This window comes from Roseibium album (assembly GCF_001404515.1).
Classification (GTDB): Bacteria; Pseudomonadota; Alphaproteobacteria; order Rhizobiales; family Stappiaceae; genus Roseibium; species Roseibium album.
On sequence record NZ_CXWE01000010.1, the window covers coordinates 62,801 to 84,466 of the forward strand.

General features: G+C 58.3%; 13 protein-coding genes. 9 read left to right on the top strand and 4 right to left on the bottom strand.

Annotated features, from left to right (window positions below; genetic code table 11):
• Position 1 precedes the first annotated feature (1 nt).
• Genes LA5095_RS27500 through LA5095_RS27510 form a run of 3 tightly spaced genes read left to right on the top strand, consistent with a single transcriptional unit; the run spans position 2 to position 8,039 of the window.
• Positions 2-1,306 carry a contractile injection system tape measure protein gene (locus LA5095_RS27500; RefSeq protein ID WP_055120956.1) on the top strand — a complete coding sequence of 435 codons (1,305 nt, stop codon included), beginning with the start codon at positions 2-4 and terminating at the stop codon, positions 1,304-1,306.
• Complete coding sequence (locus tag LA5095_RS27505) at positions 1,303-6,669, top strand: eCIS core domain-containing protein (RefSeq protein WP_055120958.1); 5,367 nt, start codon at positions 1,303-1,305, stop codon at positions 6,667-6,669. Before LA5095_RS27500 ends, LA5095_RS27505 begins: the two co-directional genes overlap by 4 nt.
• On the top strand, positions 6,666-8,039 hold the full coding sequence (locus LA5095_RS27510; protein ID WP_055120960.1) for an ATP-binding protein: 1,374 nt from the start codon (positions 6,666-6,668) through the stop codon (positions 8,037-8,039). The genes LA5095_RS27505 and LA5095_RS27510 overlap by 4 nt, the downstream gene beginning before the upstream one ends.
• Positions 8,040-8,059: 20 nt before the next feature.
• Here the strand turns inward: LA5095_RS27510 and LA5095_RS27515 are convergent, their stop codons facing one another.
• The 4 genes from LA5095_RS27515 to LA5095_RS33345 all read right to left on the bottom strand — a co-directional run bounded on the left by LA5095_RS27515 (position 8,060) and on the right by LA5095_RS33345 (position 13,734).
• Positions 8,060-9,568 carry a SpoVR family protein gene (locus LA5095_RS27515; RefSeq protein ID WP_055120961.1) on the bottom strand — a complete coding sequence of 503 codons (1,509 nt, stop codon included), beginning with the start codon at positions 9,566-9,568 and terminating at the stop codon, positions 8,060-8,062.
• The gene (locus LA5095_RS27520; RefSeq protein WP_055120963.1) at positions 9,561-10,883 is read right to left on the bottom strand and encodes a YeaH/YhbH family protein; all 1,323 of its coding nucleotides are present in this window, start codon (positions 10,881-10,883) and stop codon (positions 9,561-9,563) included. The genes LA5095_RS27515 and LA5095_RS27520 overlap by 8 nt, the downstream gene beginning before the upstream one ends.
• Positions 10,884-10,903: 20 nt before the next feature.
• Positions 10,904-12,838: a PrkA family serine protein kinase gene (locus LA5095_RS27525; RefSeq protein WP_055120965.1), complete on the bottom strand. Its 1,935-nt coding sequence runs from the start codon at positions 12,836-12,838 to the stop codon at positions 10,904-10,906.
• A gap of 341 nt (positions 12,839-13,179) precedes the next feature.
• Complete coding sequence (locus LA5095_RS33345; RefSeq protein WP_055120969.1) at positions 13,180-13,734, bottom strand: PAS and helix-turn-helix domain-containing protein; 555 nt, start codon at positions 13,732-13,734, stop codon at positions 13,180-13,182.
• Positions 13,735-13,825: 91 nt separating this feature from the next.
• Between LA5095_RS33345 and LA5095_RS27540 the strand changes: the two genes are divergently transcribed.
• The 6 genes from LA5095_RS27540 to LA5095_RS27565 all read left to right on the top strand — a co-directional run bounded on the left by LA5095_RS27540 (position 13,826) and on the right by LA5095_RS27565 (position 21,542).
• A complete protein-coding gene (locus LA5095_RS27540) occupies positions 13,826-15,103 on the top strand; it encodes an acetylornithine deacetylase/succinyl-diaminopimelate desuccinylase family protein (protein WP_208992894.1) in 1,278 nt (425 codons plus the stop codon).
• 29 nt (positions 15,104-15,132) lie between these two features.
• Positions 15,133-16,617, top strand: coding sequence for an ABC transporter substrate-binding protein (locus LA5095_RS27545; RefSeq protein WP_055120973.1), 1,485 nt, complete (start codon positions 15,133-15,135; stop codon positions 16,615-16,617).
• A 99-nt stretch (positions 16,618-16,716) separates the two neighbouring features.
• A complete protein-coding gene (locus LA5095_RS27550) occupies positions 16,717-17,664 on the top strand; it encodes an ABC transporter permease (protein ID WP_055120976.1) in 948 nt (315 codons plus the stop codon).
• Positions 17,661-18,491 (top strand): ABC transporter permease, encoded by an 831-nt coding sequence (locus LA5095_RS27555; protein ID WP_055120978.1) that lies wholly within the window; start codon positions 17,661-17,663, stop codon positions 18,489-18,491. The genes LA5095_RS27550 and LA5095_RS27555 overlap by 4 nt, the downstream gene beginning before the upstream one ends.
• Complete coding sequence (locus LA5095_RS27560) at positions 18,488-20,077, top strand: ABC transporter ATP-binding protein (RefSeq protein ID WP_055120979.1); 1,590 nt, start codon at positions 18,488-18,490, stop codon at positions 20,075-20,077. The genes LA5095_RS27555 and LA5095_RS27560 overlap by 4 nt, the downstream gene beginning before the upstream one ends.
• 10 nt (positions 20,078-20,087) lie before the next feature.
• Positions 20,088-21,542 carry an aldehyde dehydrogenase family protein gene (locus LA5095_RS27565; protein WP_055120981.1) on the top strand — a complete coding sequence of 485 codons (1,455 nt, stop codon included), beginning with the start codon at positions 20,088-20,090 and terminating at the stop codon, positions 21,540-21,542.
• The last annotated feature ends 124 nt before the right edge of the window (positions 21,543-21,666 follow it).

The following is a 21,666-nucleotide window of genomic DNA, read 5'->3' on the forward strand; positions in this document are numbered from 1 at the left end:
GATGTCCGGTGAAGCACACCGGGTGGGCAGTGCCCGCTTCCACATCTCCGGCCCGGACCATGCAGCGCTGCTGCAATGGCGAACGCGGCTCGAAGCGGTGGGCCCGGGTGAACTTGAACAAGCGCTTGACATTGCCTTGAGGGATATTCTGCCACCAGACGAACTTCTGGTTATCGATCGGCTGGAAGTGGATCTTGGTGAATTCGCGGCGGACGAGTTTGACTTGCCCCGGCTGACCTCGGCAACCCGGGAAGCACTTCATCGGCAGGCGATTCACGCTATCCGCCGCCCGGATGTGCCGATTCAGCCGCCGGCGGATAGCCACGCCGGCGCTGCAGAAGGACACCCGGCCTATCGGGTGAGGCTGTCACGTTCTGCCAACGCTGTCCTGATGACTTATCTGGCGACAGGACAGCTCGACCGCGCGGCCCCTTTCACTGATCTTGCGGCGCTCTATGAAGCACTCGAGATTACGTCGGCGACCTTGGAGGCATTCCGGCATCTGCTGATTACGGGCACAATGCTGATGCGGCGGGCAGCGCTGTTGCGTTTGTACGCAACAGCACCTCGCAATGTGGCGCAAGCGTTGATGACCGGAGGTTTTCCCGATCTGCCGACGGCGGTTCGTGCCGACGATGATCTGCGCTCGTCCAGACTTGAGGCAAGACCTGTTGACTACAAGCGTCAATCGTCTCGTCTGGAGCAGGTGATCGACGATACACTTGCAAAGCTGGACACCGAACACCCTTCTTCTGCCGTTGCTGAGGAGCCTCGGACCGAGAATCCGGAATTTCAATCGCTATCTGGTGCCCTGCCTTGCGCAAATGCCGGTCTTGTTCTTCTGCATCCGTTTCTGAGGCCGTATTTTGAGGGCACCGGGTTGATGCGGGAGGGCGTCTTTGCTGGCTCGCGAGAGCGGATTATCGCGTCCAGAATGCTGCATTTCATCGCGACCGGCGAGACCAGCCATGAGGAACCGGACCTCGTCATTCCGCGGCTTCTTTGCAATGTTCCGGACGAACGGCCCGTTTTGCCGATCGATGGGCTCGATCCGGAACACATAGCGGAAGCACAGCGCATGCTCGTGGCTGCGATCGATGCCTGGGAAGGTATCGGACATGCAACACCTGACGGCATCCGGGAGACTTTCCTGCAGCGCCCCGGCGTGCTGAGGGGATCGTCAGATGCACTCCAGCTTACCATCGAACGCAGCGGTATCGATATCCTGCTCGACCGGCTTCCCTGGGCGTTAAGTCTGGTCAAGCTGCCCTGGATGCCAGCTCCCCTGAAGGTGGACTGGTCATGAAAACTGCCGCGCGGATACAGGCAAAGACTGAAACCGGCCGTGCTACCGGGCGGAAAGGACCGTTTTTCGCCGGCCCTGCCGTGCAGACGAAGCTGAACGTTTCGCGGCCGGGTGACCGCCATGAACAGGAGGCTGATCATGCGGCTGATGCGGTTGTCCACGGTCGCGGACCCTTCAGCGGCGCCGGTCCGGTCGCCGCGCAGATGACGCCGCTGGGCCACCGGTCTGCGGACACAGCTGCCCGGTCGGTCCATGAACGTGCCAGCGACCCGCAGTATGACGAGCATGAACCGGTCTTGCGGCCGGATTGCCCTACGGTCGAAGACGAACCGGTGCAATTGGCAGAGGAAGAGGAAGCCCAGGCCGCGCCCGTGGATGAGGTCCAAAAAGAGGAGGAAGAAGCCCGGTCCGTAGCTGACGACGCGCAGTTGGCCGAAGACGAAGAAGCTCAGGCACAGGCGGAAGAGGACGTCCAGTCATCGCCCGAAGAAGAACTTCAAATGGCTGCCGAGGAGGAGGTGCAGAAAGCTGACGAGGAAGAAGAGGTGCAGATGCGCGGAGAGGCTCAGCAACCGAGCGCGCGTGCTGTCAGGATGGGCATTGTCGAGCGACAGTTGCGCGCTGCAAGGGGCCGTGGAAATCCTCTTTCCGAACCCGTCAGGCGCAAGATGGAAGCAGGGATCGGCGCAGATCTTTCCGGAGTGCGGATCCACACGGATACGCCAGCGGCGCTTATGACCAAGATGCTGAACGCCAGGGCCTTCGCCTCCGGACGGGATATTTTCTTTTCACCTCACTGGTTTGCGCCGGGCACCAGGCGTGGCGATCATCTGATCGCCCATGAGTTGGCACATACACTTCAGCAAGGGGCAGTGGAACTCAGCGACAATGCCCCCGCCGCGCGTATGCCGGAAGGCGACAAGGTAGCCTCAAGGCCGGAAAGCCTTCGCGCCATTGGATATGCCAGGCAGCATATCGGCAAGATCAATTCCAAGGTGACCGATGCCGAGGGCAACCGTTTTGGCTGGCAGCGCTTGCTTGCGATTTTCCGCGGCGCCTTCGATGGTGACGTTGTCGACCCGACCTTGATCAAGAAACCGATCATGAAGGATCCATACGGACTGCCACACTGGTGTGGAATATTCGCCTGGTCCAATCTGCGCAAGGCGGGGTTGCCCCTGCCTCCCTGGAAACTCGGTGTAAGCATTCTGCCGCATGTCGGAGTTCGTCCACCTGACAGGTTGCCGCAAAAGGGTGATATCGCCTATCGGAAAACCTGGCCGGGTGTCAAACCGCTTACACATCACCAGGCGCTCGTGACCGGGGTTGAAAGCATTGAGACGGCTGCCGGAAAACCGTTCGATTCCATCATGATACGAACAATCGATGGTAACACGGCAGGAAATGACAATCTCGGTGGCCAGGTCGAGGAAAAGTGGCTTCCAGCACGTCTCTGGGATCACTTTTTTGACCCGACCGAAAAGGTTTCCCTCCCGGAAGTGCCGCTGGTTGTTACCGACCGGGCCTCGGAAGATCTTGGCGGGCTTGGGGAGGGCGCGGAACAGGGTCCCGAAGCAGCCGAGGAGACGGGATCAGGAGTGGAACCGGCGCCGGAAGTGGTGGAAGAGCCGCCTCCCGCGACTCCGGCGGACGTCCTGCAGCCACCGGACGAAGACGTCGGCGTCGAGTTGCCACCTGAACCCGATGCCTCTGTCGAACCGAGCGCCAAAGTCGAGACGCTTGCACTTGAAGGGCCGTCTGACAAGGCCATGACATCGTTCCTGGATGCAGCGCCGAGCCGGATGGCAATGACGGCGCCGACAGTTGGCAGCACGCTCGACGGCAAGGCCGATACCGAAAAGAAAAAGGCGTCGGACGAAGCGCCGGTCCTTGAAGCCAGGACCGGCGGGGAACTCAATCCGGAAATAACCGCGCCCGGCGACATACCGACCCCTCGGGACACGACGCTTGCTGCTGATGGCAGGGGGCCGGAAACCGGAAATCTTGCGGCAGATCCTTATCAGGAGAAAGGCACGGCACCGACAACCCGGACCATGCGGGACAAGGTCAAGAAACAGCCTGAAGGCGGCTTCCTGGACTGGTTGAAAAACCAGTTCACCAATCTGATGGCCAGTATCCGGACGACCGACGGGAGCGTGAACACCAGTGCCGGATCTCGAAAGAGGGTGGCATTGACGGGCAAGGCCGACCCCGGTCAGATGGGACGGCAGCGGGCTGAGGGCACCGAAAGTCTGCGCGCTGAGCGCGACAAGCAGACGGCGGAGTTTCGCAGTCACCCCGGACAATCGAACATCCAGCCGCGCAAGGTAGAGGAAAAACGCACCGCGCCCGTCTCGAAGGAACCTTCCGAACCGATTGACGAATTGCCGCCAGACGAGGGAGCCGCGGATTATGCATCTGCCGAGCTGCCCCAACAGGTACGCGATGCCGCCGACGCCAAGATTGCGCCCGACCTTCACGCCAACGTTGCCGAAGCGCGCTCCGAAACGGTCGCCGCCGCTGCCAAGCGGGACGCCGACAGGGATGCGAGTGTCACCGAAGCGGAGAGTCGCGCGGAAAAAGCCAACATCGAGGCGGACGACAAGCAGCGTCAGGCTGTGGTTGCAGGACGAGGCGATGTCGCCCGCAAACAGGGCGAAGCCATCGGGCAGGCCTTTGAGGGCGTTGCCAGGTTTGCAGGTGATGCAGGCAAGCGCGAAACGGATGACGCCAAGAAGATCCGCGACAATGTGAAAACCGAAGAAGGCAAGGCTGACAGGGAACTTGAGAAGGGCGAGGAAAAGGCGCGCCAGCACAAGAAGGATGAAGAGGCCAAGGCGGCAGCCAAGAAGAAGGAATTGAAGGAAAAAAAGGAGAAGCAGGGCCTGCTCGACCGGGCCGTCAGTTTCGTCAAGGAAGCCATCAACAAGATCACCGAGGCAATAGACGCGATTTTCGAAGGATTGCGCAAACTGGTCAAGATCGCCATAGACGCCGCCAAAACACTGGCAATCGGCCTGATCAATGCCGCCCGGGCGACGGCTATCCTGGCGCTCGAAGGCTACCGGACGTTCGCAAAGGGACTGATTGATATAACCGTGGGAACCTTTTACCCGGACGTTGCCAAGAAGATGAATGACGGGATCGATGCGGTGGTCGACACTGCTGTCGATGGCGTCAATGCGGCTGCGGACGGCGCGATTGCCGGGGTTGAGGCGGCTGCCAACTGGCTCGGAAAGAAGCTCAACCAGATTCTCGACAAGTTCAAGGCAGGGCTCAAGGGGGCAATCCGGATGGCCGGTGCCCTGATGACGGGCGATTTCGCCGGTGCCGCACGCATTGCAGTGGAAACAGCCTGCGAGATCGCCGGCATCGATCCGCAACCGATCTTTGATTTCTTCGACCGTGCCAAGTCACAGATCATGGCAATCCTGAAATCACCCGGCAAGTTCATCAACAACGTCATGACCGCCGTCGGCATGGGTGTGCGCGGGTTCGCGGAACGGTTCGGCCAGCACTTCAAGACCGGTGCAATCCAGTGGCTGACGGGCGCGCTGGCAGCCGTGCCCATCACATTGCCCGCCAAGTGGGACATAAAGGGGATCTTCAGTCTCGTCGCCCAGATCCTGGGTCTCACCTACGAGAACATCAAGGCACGTATCATCAAGAAATTCCCGAACGCCGCCAAGATATTCAATCTGGTCGAAAAGGGTTTTGCCTTGATCAAGAAGCTGGTCAACAAGGATTTCAGCGGGCTGTGGGAGGAGGTGAAGGCGAAACTGGCCAGCCTGAAGCAGACGGTGATCGACGGGATCAAGAACTGGGCGATCGTCAATGTCATCAAGGAGGGCATCATCTGGCTGTTGAGCCTTCTCAACCCGGCATCCGCACTGGTGAAGGCCCTGAAGCTGCTCGCGGAGCTCGTGTTCTGGCTGATCGACAATTTCAAGCGGATCAAGGACTTCGTGATGAGCGTTTATACCGCAATCACGAACATCGCGGCGGGAGTTCTCGGGCCGGCGGCCAAGGCCGTTGAAGATGCAATGGCCCGTTCTTTGCCGGTCGTGATTTCCTTTGTCGCCTCGGCCATTGGCCTCGGCAACATCGGTGAAGCCGTTCAGGGAGTGATTTCCAAGATCACGGCGCCGATCAACAAGATGATCGACGCGCTGATCGACAAGGTTGTTGCGTTCGCCAAAAAGCTCTGGGGCAAGACCAAGCAGGGTGCGAAAAAGATCAAGGACGCGGTGTTGAACTGGTGGAAGGCAAAGCGGAATTTCACCTCAAGGGACGGCGGTGAGCACAAGCTTTACTACAAGGGAACGGGGAGCAATGCGGACCTCTGGATTGCATCGAAACCCACCGCAATTCAAGCCTTCCTGAACAAGAAGATCGCCGAGACAGACGATGCGACGCAAAAGGGCATTTTCAAGACTGCGCTCAAACAGTACCAGACCGTGCTGACGCACGAATCCGCATTGCAGAAACTTGTTTCCAAGAACGCTCCGAAGTCGCAGATCACTTCCGAGGAAGTCAAATTCCGTGCTGCTCTCGACAAGGTGACCGCGACGATGCGCACCGCCGACCTTGGATCTGCAGAGGACATTCAGACGCAAGTCACCTTCACGGACGGATCGACCAAGTCGGCCTATGCAATTCCGCTGACACGGTTGGAAGGCAATACAAAGGGATCGTCGCCAAAGTCATCTGCACAGAGCGCGGAATGGTCTCATGCCGTCAAGCTGGATACCGGACCGGGCGACAAGCGCCGGTACATCTGGGTGCGGGGGCACCTGCTGAACGACAATCTTCACGGGCCGGGCGAAAACCGCAATCTGGTGCCGATCACCAAGACCATGAATTCGAAGATGGCAACGGGTGTTGAGGCCGGGGCAAAAACGCAGATGACCAAGAGCGAGGATACGATGTTCTACAAGGCCGATGCGACATTCTGGTCCGGCGCGGCTCCGGTGAACCGTTTCCCCAAGTCAATCAGCGTCAAATGGGGTTTGTCGGAAAAGAACGGCGCGAACTTTCGGCAGAAAAAGACGCTTGGTCAGGACACGATCACCATGTCCGAGAAACCTCCGCTGACGGCCACGGCCCAAGCACCCAGCATAAAGCAGGGCGGAACCAGTCAGCTTGTCGGAGGCATCATGCCGCATGGCACAGTGACCGACTATTTTGTCTCGCAGCATCTGGCCGGGAAAACATACTCTTCCAAGACAAACATGCGGTCCGCGCTCTACACAAATGTCAGGGCCGATCTGATCGCACAAGGCGGTGATACCTTGGCCGACAAGCGCAGGGGCTATGTCAACGCCACGTATAATGCACTTGCGGCGGGGGACATCCGGCTATGAATCGTCCGACCAGGCATACGGAAGATCTTGGTGCCGACAACACGGCCAATCTGGAAGTCGCAATGGAACTTCTGACGCGTCTGGTTCGTGCGAGGATCGGCGGAGGAAACATTGCACCGGAAGGCGAGATTTCACTGAACTTCTTCGACGACGGATCGGAGCTTGGCAACCTCATTCGCGACCGTCGGCCCGGTTTTTCCGAATACGTGATCCTGCTGCTCGCCCTTGCACCGCACGCCATGCCCGCCCTGCTGGACAGGGAAATAAGGGACGCGCTGAACAAGCAGGGGGATTTCCCCGAGATCGGTGGCAGTCGACATACGGACTCCAGGACTTTCATACCGACAGGCCAGACAGCGGCCTATCTGCTTGCGGACGAGGATATTCAGGGGCGCTTCGAGGTACAGAGGCTGTTCCGGCCGGAGCATTGGTTTGCCGAAACAGGACTGCTGCGGCTAGAGCCGCCGGAGGACGGCGCTCCCGCGCTTGCCGGTCGGATTGTCATGTCACGCGACTGGGCTGACAGGCTCACGGTGGGTGCTGCCGACGCTCCGCCATTCTCGGCCGCTTTTCCGGCTCGCCGGATCGAAACGAAACGCTCCTGGGACGATCTGGTGTTGCCCGCCCAAACCCGCGAACAACTGGATGAATTGCTTCGTTGGGCACGTTTTGAAAAGACACTGGCGACGGACTGGGAGTTCGGCGCCCGGCTTCGACCGGGTTATCGAGCGCTCTTTCATGGCACCTCGGGAACCGGAAAGACATTCGCTGCGACGCTCCTTGGTCGCTCGACAGGCCGTGATGTTTATCGGGTGGACCTTTCCGCAATCGTGTCAAAATATGTCGGTGAAACGGAAAAGAACCTGTCCGCCCTGTTCGAGGCAGCTCACCGGCGCGACTGGATCCTCTTCTTCGACGAGGCGGATGCCCTGTTCGGCAAACGCACGGCGGTCAAGGACAGCCATGATCGATACGCCAACCAGGAAGTTTCCTATCTTCTTCAAAGGGTTGAGGAGTTTGACGGGATCTGTATCCTGGCCTCGAACCTGAGAGCAAATATCGATGACGCATTCCTGCGGCGCTTCAATGCAATTATCCGTTTCCCCGAACCGGGTCCTGACGAACGCAGCGCCATCTGGGAAAGGGCCCTGCCGAATTGTGGTTCAAAAGATGCTAGAGACCGTTTGATCGCAAGAATCAACGGTTATGAGCTTACCGGTGGCGGGATCGTCAATGTTGCCCAGTTCGCGGCGATCGAAGCTGCGGCGCGAAGCGACAGGGAATTGATCCTTGAAGATGTCGAACTCGGCATTCGCCGCGAAATCGAAAAGGAAGGCCGGGTCTTCAAGCAGAGGTCCGGCACTTCCTGAAAACAGCTTCAAGTCCTGGCTCAGCGGTGTGCGTCGACCTCGGTAATTTCGACCTTGTATCCCCAAAGCCGCTCGACATGTTTGAGCGTTGCCAGTTTGCTGTCGGCGTCGAGCGGAACCGAATTGCGTCGTACCGCCTTCAGATGCAGGCAGCGATCGCCAAGAAGATCGGCATCCGCGACCTGAATGTCAGGTTCGAGTGCGGAAAGGTCGTGATCAAGGGCAAGGGCGTCCCTCAGGTGTCTGTAGCCGTGGGAATTGTGAATGCCGGTCACCGTGCAGTACCGCGATGAGGACTCGTCGGATATCGCAAACATTCGAAAACGGCGCATGACAGCCGGCGACAGAAACTGCTGGATGAAGCTTTCGTCGCGATAGTTGGCCCAGGCGTGCTTCAGGACATTTCGCCAGTCTCCGCTGCCGGCAATGTCCGGAAACCACTCGCGATCTTCTTCCGTGGGGTTCAGGCAGACCCGCTTGATGTCCTCCATCATGGCAAATCCGAGTGCATATGGATTGATCCCGGAAAATCGCGGATCATCGAAGTCGGGCTGGGTCAGGACGTTCGTATGGCTGTGAAGAATTTCCAGCATGGCGCCATCGCTGAGGCGCCCCTGTTCGTGCAGCTTGTTGAGAATGTAATAGTGGATGAAACAGGCGCAGCCTTCGTTCATCACCTTGGTTTGTTTCTGCGGATAGAAATACTGGCCGATATTGCGAACGATCCGCAGGATTTCGCGTTGCCAGGATGTGAGCACAGGGCTGTAGTGTTCCAGGAAATAAAGCAGGTTTTCTTCCGGAAGCTGCATATCGCGTTTGCGGTCGAGAAGGCCTGAATCCTGTGACTGCTGCCCTTCGTCCGCATCTGGGATGGTGTTCCAGAGGTAATAGACATTCTGTTCCGCTGCGGCGATCCTTGCCTGCCGTTGCTCCTCGGCTTCCCGGAGTGACAATTGCCTGGGTCGGCGATGCCTGAACACGCCGTGCGGCATGAGCGAATGTGCTGCATCAAGTGTCGCCTCGACGTCCTCCAGTCCGTGCTTTTCCTCGCAACTGGCGATGAACCGTCTTGCATACTCCAGATAATCGAGAATGCCGTCGGCATCAGTCCATTGTTCGAACAGATGGTTGGACTTGAAGAAGTGATTGTGCCCGAAGGCGGCATGGGCCATCACCAGCGCCTGCAGCGGCATGGTGTTTTCTTCAAGGCAGTAGCTGATACAGGGGTTCGAGTTGATGACGATTTCATAGGCAAGTCCGCGCGCGCCCTTGCGGTAAAGACGTTCGTGACCGAGGAAATGCTTGCCGAATGACCAGTGATGATACATTAGCGGCATTCCGATGGAGGAATAGGCGTCGAGCATCTGCTCGGAGGATATGATCTCGATCTGGTTCGGATAAAAATCCAGCTCAAGGTCTTCCCGCGCCACCTGCTCGATTGCATCAAAGGTGCGCCACAGCGTATCGAAGTCCCAGTCGGCCTGATCGAACAGCAGTCCGGATTCTGGTTTTGTTGCGCGCTTAACCATGGTTTTTCCCCGCAGGTTCGCGTGCGAACAGTTCGCGGAAAACCGGATAGATGTCGGCGATCGCCGAAACGCGCTTACGTGCAAAATTGGGCCAGATCTCCGCGACCCGGCCATAGGATTCCCAGAGTTCCATGCCGGTGGCTTCGCTGTTGATCAACTGGGCTTCGTCTTCGCCGACGATTTCGACATAGGCAAAATACTGGCAGACCCGCATCAGGTCTTCGCTCAGCAGTGAGACGCACTTCTGCGAATCGCCGCTGAAATTCTCGCCATCGGACGCCTGTGCTGCATAGATGTTCCACTCCGACGGCGGGTACCGCGCTTCGATCACCTCCTTCATGACCACGAGCGCCGTGCTAACCACGGTGCCGCCGGTTTGCGGCGAATAGAAGAAAGTGTCCTCGTCGACTTCCGACGCATCATGGGTGTGACGAATGAAGACGATCTCGGTCTTTTCATATCTGCGGCTCAGGAAAAGGTGCAGCAGCATGAAAAAGCGCTTGGCGAGATCCTTTTCGCGCTCCCCCATCGAGGCGGAAACGTCCATCAGGCAGAACATCACCGCGTTGGCGTTGGGTTCCGGTTGCTGTTCGAAATAGTTGTACCGCACATCCAGCGGATCGATATAGGCGACCACCTTTCGCCGCCTGACGACTTCTTCGTATCTGGCACGCAACGCAGCCAGTTCCTCACGTTGCTCAGAGGTGGGAGATGCGGCCTTCTCGAGTTTGAGAATTTGCTTCAGGAGGTCCTCGGCTTCCTTGTCCTTGGGCCTTTTCAATCCGATCCTGCGTCCGAGCGCATTGCGCATCGTGCGCGTAATATTAATATTGGCCGGGGCACCGGATGTGGAATATCCGGCCCGGTGCGGATGGGTTCGGGTGATCTCCTTCAGGCTCTGCTTGATCAGGTCCGGCAGTTCTAGATCGTCGAAGAAAAAGTCCAGAAATTCTTCCCTGGAAAGGGCGAACAGGAAATCGTCTTCGCCGTCACCGTCCGCTGATCCCTGCCGTCCACCACCGCCACCACCTCCTCTGGGCGGTTTTTCGATCCGGTCGCCTGCCTGGAACGACTTGTTGCCGGTAAAAACCCGTTCCCGGAGCCCACCATCGGCGGACTTGCGGAAAGACGGTTCGGCCACCCCCTTCGTCGGAACGGTGACATCTTTTGCCCGGTCGACATCGGCAATACCGCGCTCTCGAACGGCGTCCTCGACCGCTTTCTTGATCTGCGACCGGACCCGCTTGAGAAATCGGCGTCTATTGCTCAGGCTCTTGTCTTTCGGGTTCAGTCGGCGGTCGATGAAATGTGCCATCTTTCAATCGGCCTCCCGGGCTACCCGGCCTTGTTCACACGCATGTACCACTCGACAAGCCGCCGAACCTGCCGCTTCGTGTAGCCGTGCCCGGTCATGCGTTCGACGAACTCGTGGTGCTTCTCGTCGGTCTTCTTGTCGCGCTTGGCACCGAAGCTGATCACGGGAAGCAGTTCTTCCACCTTGCCGAACATGCGCTTTTCGATGACCTGGCGCAGTTTCTCGTAGCGGCGCCAATCCGGGTTCTGGCCCTGGTTCTCCGCCCGGGCCCTGAGCACGAATTTTACCACTTCATTGCGGAAGTCTTTCGGATTTGCAACGCCGGCCGGTTGCTCGATTTTCTCCAGTTCCTTTTCCAGCACACCCCGGTCGAATATCTGGCCTGTGTCCGGGTCCTTGTAGTCCTGTTCCTCGATCCAGGCATCGGCATAGGCGATGTAGCGATCGAACAGGTTCTGGCCATAATCCGTGTAGGATTCCAGATAGGCCTTCTGGATTTCGTTGCCGATGAATTCGGCGTAGTGCGGGGCCAGTTCGGTCTTGAGGAAATCCAGGTATCTGCTTTCGGTTTCCGCATCGAACTGCTCGCGCCGGATGGCCTGTTCGAGCACATACATCAGGTGAACGGGGTCGGCGGAGATTTCTTCCGTGTCGTGGTTGAAGGTTTCCGACAGGACCTTGAAGGCAAAGCGGGTGGAAATACCGTTCATGCCCTCGTCGACACCGGCCGCGTCACGATACTCCTGCAGCGATTTCGCCTTGGGATCGGAATCTTTCAGCATTTCACCGTCATAAACACGCAATTTGGAATAAAGCGTCGAATTTTCGTGCTCGTGCAGTCTTGTCAGGACGCTGAATCGTGCCAGCAGCGGCAAGGTTTCGGGGGCACATGACGCGTCGGCGAGTGCACTCTGGCTCAGTAGCTTGCCGTAGATGTCGGCTTCGCCGGTCGCGCGCAGGCAATAAGGTACCTTGACGACACTTATCCGGTCGAGAAAGGCCTCGTTGTTCTTGTTGCTCTTGAACTGGCTCCATTCGGATTCGTTCGAGTGCGCAAGGATCAGTCCCTGGAAGGGCAATGCACCGATGTTCTCCGTACCGACATACGACCCTTCCTGGGTCGCTGTCAGCAACGGGTGCAGCACCTTGATGGGGGCCTTGAACATTTCGACGAATTCCATCAGGCCCTGGGTGGTGCGGTTCAGGGCTCCGGAATAGCTGTAGGCATCCGGATCGTCCTGGCTGAACTCCTCCAGCTTGCGAATGTCGAGTTTCCCGACGAGTGCGGAGACATCCTGGTTGTTTTCGTCGCCGGGTTCCGTCTTGGTGACGCCGATCTGGCGCAATCGGGAGGGATAGAGTTTGACGATTGAAAACTTGGAAATGTCGCCATCATATTCATCCAGCCGCTTGGTTGCCCACGGTGATATCAGTCCGGTCAGCAGACGCCTGGGGATGTTGTACTTGTCTTCCAGCAGGTCGCCCACGCGGTTGGCACTGAAAAGACCGAGAGGAGATTCATAGACTGGGCTGATCTGGTCGCCCGCCTTCAAGACATAGATGGGTTCCTGTTCAATCAGTTTCTTGAGAATTTCGGCAATACTGGACTTGCCGCCGCCGACCGGGCCGAGCAGGTAGAGGATCTGCTTGCGCTCTTCCAGGCCCTGGCTGGCATGGCGGAAAAACCCGACGATACGTTCGATCGTCGCTTCCATTCCGAACAGATTTTTGAAAGGTGCGTAACGCTTTATCGTCCGGTTCATGAAAATCCGGCCAAGCCGTTGATCCTGGCTCGTATCGATGACCTCGGGCTCTCCTATCGCAGCCATCATGCGCTCGGCTGAGGTCGCGCGCATCAAGGGGTCGTCCCTGCATCCCAGCAGGTAATCCTGGATTGAAATCTCTTCCAGGTGTCTATTCCTGTAGTCCTCGGCGAACCGTGCATATATCTCCATGTTCCACTTCCAGCTAGGCGCTCCCAGAGTACCTGCCCCTCTTAAATTAGATGGGGCTTTCAACCGTCGTGGCAACTTAAACTTTCGGGTTTCGCAAAAATTTCGCCTTCAAAAAAAATTGCAGGCGATTTTGATCGATTTTGCCATCATGAAGGCAATATCGGTCCTGAATCCGGGAGCGGCATCAGGACAAATGCTGCGGTACCTGATGGAATAAATGTTGATCTGCGAAACTGGAGTTGATGCCAAATAATAATACAAAGTATTGAAATTATTATATTATTGGAAATCTGCTGCTTCAACAGGATTCGCTGAAGGCCTGATGCAGGCAAGGGGAGGAGCTATAGTTTACTGACCCGATGGCCTGTAAGCCTCGCCAGAAGCACGGCAACGTTTTTCACCTTGAATTTCTTCAAGAGCCTTGCACGCACATCTTCGACGGTGCGCGGCGAAAGCCCCAGAACACGCGCCATTTCCTTGCTTGTCTGCCCTTGCGAAAGCAGCAGCAGCACGTCCCGTTCCCGGGGGGTCAGTTTGGGACCCTTGCTGGTGTCATCGATCGGCGCGAAGCTGAGGACCGTACGTGCGAGCGGCATGTCCGGAGTAAGGGTTCTGGCCCGGAACCGACACCAGATACGGGTTCCGTCGGCCCTTCGCATCAATCGCTCGTCAATATATGGAAGCGATTGGCTGAGGGGTTTGAGCCCGATATCCCGGATCTGGTGAAACTCCTCGTCGGACCCGTAAAGCAGGCGAAAGCTGCGCCCGATAAGGTGCTCCTTGCCGTAGCCGAACATGTCGGCAAAGGTCTGGTTGCAGGTTCTGATGATGCGATGCTCGGTCAGCGCGAGACCCATTGGCGCATAGTCAAAGGCAAGTGCTTCAAATTCATGCATGGGTCACCGTGTTCCTACGGTATTGGCACCGTAGGCGAAGAATAGCATAGTTATCCGCAGTTTTGCCAGCAAAGGGCCCTCTTCCATGGCATTGGCCGAGCAGTTGATTCGGGAAATTGATGAAAGGCGTGACGACCTTGTCGTGCTGACACAGGAACTGTTGCGCATCCCGACGCTCAATCCCCCGGGTGAGAATTATCGGGAAATCTGCGACTATCTCGCCCGCCGGCTGAAGAAGAGCGGTTTTGAAATTGACCTCGTCCGCGCATTTGGAACCCCGGGTGACAGCGACAAGTATCCCAGATGGAATGTCATTGCGCGGCGCGACGGAAAGCGGTCGGGTGAATGTGTTCACTTCAACAGCCACATCGATGTCGTCGATGTCGGCCACGGCTGGAGCAAGGATCCCTTCGGCGGCGAACTCGAAGACGGCAAGATCTATGGGCGCGGCGCCTGTGACATGAAGGGGGGACTGGCTGCGAGTATCATTGCTGTGGAAGCCTTCCTCGCGACCCTTCCGGATTTTTCGGGGGCGATTGAGGTCAGCGGAACGGCGGACGAGGAGTCCGGCGGTTATGGCGGTGTTGCCTATCTGGCCGAGAAGGGCTTTTTCGATCCCGAGCGCGTACAGCACGTCATCATCCCGGAGCCGCTGAACAAGGATCGGATCTGCCTCGGTCACAGGGGCGTCTGGTGGGCGGAGGTCGAGACCTACGGTGAAATCGCCCACGGTTCGATGCCATTCCTCGGAGATTGCGCCGTCCGGCATATGGGTGCGGTTCTGGACGAAATGGAAAACAGCCTGTTTCCGGCTCTCGCGGAAAAGCGGACGGAAATGCCGGTCGTTCCGGAAGGGGCGCGGCAGTCGACGCTCAACATCAACTCAATCCACGGCGGTCAGGCGGAAGGCGATGACGACTTCACCGGACTTCCCAGTCCGTGTGTCCCCGACAGTTGCCGGATGATTGTTGACCGACGTTTCCTGCTGGAAGAGAACATTGATGAGGTGCAGGCGGAATTTCTCCAGGTATTGAAGGATGTTGAGAACAAACGGGCGTCATTCAGGTATGATGTCCGGGAGTTGCACCGGGTCCTGCCGACGATGACCGACAAGGAAGCGCCGGTTGTCAGGACGGTTGCCAGGGCAATCGAGGAAACGCTTGGAAAAGAGGCGGAATATGTCGTGAGTCCGGGAACTTACGACCAGAAACATATCGACCGGATCGGGAAACTGAAAAACTGCATCGCCTATGGTCCGGGAATTCTGGATCTTGCACACAAACCGGATGAATATGTTGGTGTGGAAGACATGCTCGATTCTGCGAAGGTCATGGGCCGGTCGCTGATCGAGCTACTGGCACAGCCGTGAAAAGGCGGCGTCGAAAGATGGGGAGAGCTATGCGTTTGAACAAGTTTGGGAGTGGGTTGATCAGCGTCCTTGCACTGGCCGCGAGCATCGGTATGGCGGAAGCCAAAAGCGACATCATCGTTGCGATGCAGCTCGAACCACCACATCTGGATCCAACCGGTGCTGCTGCCGGAGCCATCGATTCGGTACTTTATTCGAATGTGTTTGAAGGCCTCACGCGCTTTGGCCCCGACGGCTCGGTCAATCCGGGACTGGCCGAAAGCTGGACAATTTCGGACGACGGCAAAACCTACACATTCAAGCTGCATGAAGGCGTCACGTTCCACGACGGATCTGACATGACCGCGGAGGATGTGAAGTTCAGCCTCGACCGCGCGCGCGCCGACGACAGCGCCAATGCCCAGAAGGCACTTTTCGCCGGTATCGAGAATGTCGAGGTAGTCGATCCGCAGACTGTCGCGGTGACGCTGAAGGAAGCCAACAGTAGCTTCCTGTTCAACCTGGCGTGGGGCGACGCGGTAATCGTTGCCCCGGAAACGGTCGCCGACATCAAGACCAACCCGGTCGGAACCGGTGCTTTCAAGTTCTCCGACTGGGTGCAGGGAGACCGGATCGACCTGGAAAGGAACCCGGATTACTGGGGAACGCCGGCAAAGCTCGACAATGTCACATTCAAGTTCATCTCCGACCCGACGGCGGCGTTTGCCGCGGTAATGGCCGAGGACGTCAATGCCTTTGTCGGTTTTCCTGCGCCGGAAAACCTGCCGCAGTTCGAGGCTGATCCGAGATTCCAGGTGCTCGTCGGTTCGACCGAGGGCGAAACAATCCTGGCGATGAACAACAAGCTGCCACCGCTTGACAACGTCAAGGTCCGGGAAGCCATCGCGCACGCGATTGACCGGCAGGCGATCATCGACGGTGCGATGTTCGGCTATGGCACACCGATCGGAACGCACTTCGCCCCGCACAATCCGGACTATGTCGATCTGACGGGATCAAGCCAGTATGATCCGGAGCTTTCGAAAAAACTCCTGGCCGAGGCCGGGTTTCCCGACGGCTTTGAAACAACGCTCAAACTCCCACCACCTTCATATGCGCGCCGGGGCGGTGAAATCATTGCCTCTCAGCTCAGGGCGATTGGCATCGAGACGGAGATAACAAACCTGGAATGGGCGCAATGGCTAGAACAGGTATTCCGGGGCAAGGATTATGGCCTGACCATCGTCAGCCATACCGAACCGATGGATATCGGCATCTATGCGCGTCCGGACTATTATTTCCAGTACGGCACTCCGGAATTCCAGAAACTGTTCGCAGCAATCACCAGTGAAAACGATCCGGAAAAGCGCTCTGCGCTCCTGAAAGAAGCGCAGGAGATGATCGCCGCGGATTACGTGAACGCCTACCTGTTCCAGCTGGCCTTTCCGACGGTTGCCGATGCTCGGATCAAGGGGCTCTGGAAAAACCAGCCGACCCAGGCAACAGACCTGACTGCCGTCTCCTGGGAAGAGTGACGCCTTGACACATGGGCGCCCGCTCCAGGTGGGCGCCTTTTTTGCTCCTTCATCTTTTCTGTCCCGGAGACAACCTGCCGATAGGCGCGCGACCGGCTCATGCTGCAATATTTCCTGAAACGCCTGCTGTCTCTTGGGTTGAGCCTCGTGGCTGCATCCATCGTGATTTTCCTGGCCCTCGAAGTCGTGCCCGGAGATCCTGCCGCGTACATGCTTGGCATCAACGCACAGGAAGACACGCTGAATGCCCTGCGTGAACAGCTTGGTCTGAACGGTACGATCCTCCAGCGTTATCTGTCCTGGGCCGGCGGTCTGCTCGTTGGTGATTTCGGCACGTCCTACACCTACAGGATACCGGTGGCGGAATTGATTGGTGAACGTTTGTGGGTATCGCTGCCGCTTGCACTCTATGCCCTGACGCTCAGCACGATGATCGCCTTTCCGGCCGGAATCTGGGCGGCTTCCAGGCGCGGTTCCTATGTGGACACAGGCGTGATGGGGGTGACCCAGCTTGGTGTGGCGATCCCGAATTTCTGGTTCGCCATGCTGATGGTGCTGGTCTTCGCGATCAATCTGCGCTGGTTTTCCGCAGGCGGCTTTCCAGGCTGGGACGAAGGTGTGCTTGCAGGTCTCAAGGCTCTGACTTTGCCTGCGGTTGCGCTTGCGCTGCCGCAGGCAAGCATTCTGACACGCGTCATGCGCTCCAGTCTGCTCGATACGCTCGGGGAGGATTTCATACGCTCCGCCCGGGCAAAGGGGCTCACTAGAGGTCAGGCAATGTGGCGCCATGCCTTGCGCAATGCCCTGATTCCGGTCCTCACCATCATGGGGCTCCAGTTCTCGTTCCTGCTGGCCGGCGCGATCATTATCGAGAATGTCTTTTATCTGCCCGGTCTTGGTCGCCTGGTCTTTCAGGCGATCAGTTCCCGCGATCTGATTGTCGTCGAAAGCGTGGTGATGCTTCTGGTCTTTGCTGTCATCCTCGTCAATTTTTCCGTCGACCTCGCTTATGCACTTGTCGATCCGCGTTTGCGGGGTCGGAGATGAAAATGCTCCTGCACAACAGGTCCATGCTGCCGGGTGTTGTCCTGACAATTGTCTTTGCGGGTGCGGCGATTGTCAGTCTGGTCTGGGTGCCCTACGACATTACCATCCTGAACATCGCCGACCGGATGAAGACGCCAAGTCTGATACATCCATTTGGAACCGATCAGTTCGGCCGGGATATCCTGAGCATGATCATGGTCGGTGCGCGCACCTCCATCGCAGTCGCGCTGGTGGCGGTCGGCATCGGCATGCTGGCGGGAGTGCCACTTGGTCTGGCAGCAGCTGCCCGGAGGGGCAGCCTTCCGGACGAGATCATCATGCGCACGAACGATCTTGTTTTCGCCTTCCCCAGCCTGTTGATCGCGGTGATGATCACCGCCGTTTTCGGGGCATCGGCACTGAATGCGATCATCGCCATCGGGATCTTCAACATTCCGGTCTTCGCGCGGCTGACGCGCGGCGCGGCCCTGACGCTTTGGAGCCGTGAATACATCATGGCGGCGCGGGTCGCCGGAAAGGGCGCGGCCCGTATCTCGGTGGAGCATATCCTGCCGAACGTGACCAACCTGCTTATTGTTCAGGGAACCATTCAGTTTTCTCTCGGCATCCTTGCCGAGGCAGGTCTGAGCTATGTCGGGCTCGGGGCGCAACCGCCGACGGCGAGTTGGGGGCGCATGCTCGCGGACAGCCAGACAATGATCTCTCTTGCACCGCATCTGGCTTTGTTTCCGGGCCTCGCCATCCTGCTGACGGTTCTCGGTCTCAATCTGCTGGGCGATGGTTTGCGCGACCTGCTCGACCCGAAGCTCAGGAGGGCGCGAACGTGAGCCTTCTTGTTGTCGACAACCTGTCGCTATCGATCCACGGGACACCCATCCTCAAGGATGTCTCGATGAAGGTCGATCCCGGGCGGATTCTGGGCGTGATCGGCGAAAGTGGCTCAGGCAAGTCTATGACCGCGTTCAGCGTTCTCCACCTGTTGCCGAACGGCGCGGACCTGAGCGGGAACATATCGCTGGCGGGACAAGATATTCTGAGCTGCAGCGAACAGCAACTCTGCGGCATCCGCGGACGGGACGTCGGCATGGTGTTTCAGGAACCCATGACCGCGCTGAATCCGCTGCAGACTATCGGCGCACAGGTCGCGGAAACGATCCTAATTCATGAACGGGTACCGAAAGCCGAAGCCCTTGCGCGGGCGGCCGAGGCCTTGCGCCGGGCAGAGTTGCCCGAGGAGAAATTCCCGCTGTCGCGCTATCCGCACGAGCTGTCAGGTGGTCAGCGGCAGCGGGTGGTAATTGCCATGGCAATTGCGCTCCGCCCGAAACTCCTGATCGCGGACGAACCGACAACGGCACTTGATGTGACCACCCAGGCGCAAATCCTGGCGCTTCTGAAACGGCTGGTCGCCGAGGACGGCATGGGACTGATGCTGATAAGCCACGACCTGGCGGTCGTCGCCGATCTGGCAGACGACCTTGTTATCATGCGCAGGGGCGAAATCGTCGAGAGCGGCGCCGCGCAACATCTTTTTCGCAATATGCGGCATCCCTATTCACGCGCACTGCTCGAAGCTTCAGGTCATGTACCCGAACGAGCAACCTCGGCCAGGACAATGCCGCTGCTTCGGCTACAAAATGTGGTTCGGGAATATGAGAGCCACGTTCACGGGTGGTGGGGAAGGACAGATCGGTTCCGCGCGGTTGACGAGGTCAGTTTCGAAATTCGCAAGGGTGAAAGCCTGGGGCTTGTCGGGGAATCAGGTTGCGGCAAGTCCACGCTGACCCGTGCAATCCTTGGTCTGGAAGAAATCCAGGGCGGTGAGATACTGCTCGATGGAAAGTCGGTGGCAAGTGATCACCAGGCCAACAGGGATGTGTGCCGGCGCATGCAGGTTGTCTTTCAGGACCCCTATGGCAGTTTCAACCCTCGATGGCGCGTTGACCGTCTGATAACGGAGCCGTTTCACTTGCTTGACGATCCCCCGCGTGGATCCGTGCGTGAGGCGGCAATCGTCGAAGCGTTGGAAAGCGTCGGGATGACCGCAGATGACAGCGACAAGTACATTCACGAATTCAGCGGCGGACAGCGTCAGCGGATCGCGATCGCGCGCGCGCTCATCATCAGACCCGAGTTGATCATACTGGACGAGGCAGTTTCCGCGCTCGATGTATCGGTGCGCGCTCAGGTGCTGGACCTCCTTGCGGATCTCGGCGACAGATTTGGTCTCACCTATTTGTTTATTTCCCACGACCTCAGTGTCGTGCGCTCGATTACCGAGCGCGTGCTTGTCATGAAGTCCGGCAGGATCGTCGAGGAGGGGCCAACAGATCGTGTTTTCGACAGGCCGCAGCATGACTACACCAAACAACTCGTTGCCGCGACGCCGGTTCTGCCGGCTGATGTAGCCTGAAGGAGGCACCATGACTGACGTTCTGGACCTGTGGTTTGATCCGTCCCGTTGCCTGATAAACGGCAACTGGGTTGCTCCGGCGGGCGGTCGGCACCTGCCGCTGCACAACCCCTCGACCGGCGAAAGGATAGGCTCGATTGCAAGGGGAGCGGCTGAAGATGTCGATGCGGCGGTCGCAGCCGCACACGTCGCCTGGCAGGGTACATGGGGCAAAACGACTGCGGTTGAGCGCGGGCGTCTTCTCTTAAAGCTGCGCGAACTGGTCCTGGAAAAGGTGGAGGATCTGGCGCGCATCGAGGCCATTGATGTGGGCAAGCCGCTGAAGCAGGCCCGGGCGGATGCGATCGCCCTTGCACGATATCTCGAATTTTACGGCGGTGCTGCTGACAAACTTCATGGGGACACCATTCCCTATCTGGACGGCTACACGGTCTACACATTGCGTGAACCGCACGGCGTCACGGGACATATCGTACCCTGGAACTATCCGATGCAGATCATCGGCCGTTCGGTCGGAGCTGCGCTTGCAACAGGCAATGCATGCGTTCTGAAACCTGCCGAAGATGCCTGCCTGACGGCGCTTGCCTTTGCTGACCTGGCTGTGAAAGCCGGGCTGCCTGCAGGTGCCCTGAACGTCGTTCCGGGTCTTGGCGCCGAGGCAGGCGCGGCGCTTTCGGCCCACCCTGGGGTGCATCATGTCAGCTTCACCGGTTCGGTGGCCACGGGAGCCCAGGTTCAGACCGCGGCAGCAAGAAACGTCGTTCCCGTTACGCTTGAACTAGGCGGCAAATCCCCACAGCTCGTATTCGCGGATGCGGACCTCGATGCCGCGCTTCCCTTTCTGGTCAACGCGGGGATCCAGAACGCCGGTCAAACCTGTTCGGCCTCATCCCGGATACTCGTTCATCGGTCGATTCAGGATCGGCTTGTTCAGCGCATGGCTGAAAGGTATACGGCGCTCAAGGTGGGTCCGGCGCTTGCCGACCTCGATGTCGGTCCTCTGATCTCGGCCAGACAGCAGGGGATTGTCTCAAGCTTTCTGGATCGGGGCGATGATCTTGAGAAGGTGGCCGAAGGGTCTTTCCAGGATGCCCCGGAAGGCGGAAGCTACGTCAGGCCGACACTGTTTGCAGGTGTCTCGCCCTCCCACACCCTGGCGCGTGACGAGATCTTCGGTCCGGTGCAGGTCGTCATTCCGTTCGATGATGAGGATGAAGCCGTCGCGATAGCCAATGGCACAGACTACGGGCTTGTTGCCAGTATCTGGTCGCGAGACGGCGCACGGCAGTTGAGACTGGCCAGGAAAATCCGCTCCGGGCAGATTTTTATCAACAACTACGGTGCGGGCGGCGGTGTCGAATTGCCTTTCGGCGGCATCGGCAAGTCCGGCCATGGGAGGGAGAAGGGCTTCGAAGCGCTTTATGGCTTCACGACACTGAAGACGGTCGCGGCCTATCACGGGTGAAGGACATGTCTTGAAGCGCGATGCGGATCGAATTTGGCACTATCAAGAAGAGACAGGCATACGAAACCACGGTCCGTTGTTGTTCACGATATGCCCGCCCTTGCCTTGAGCCGGGGTCGGTCAA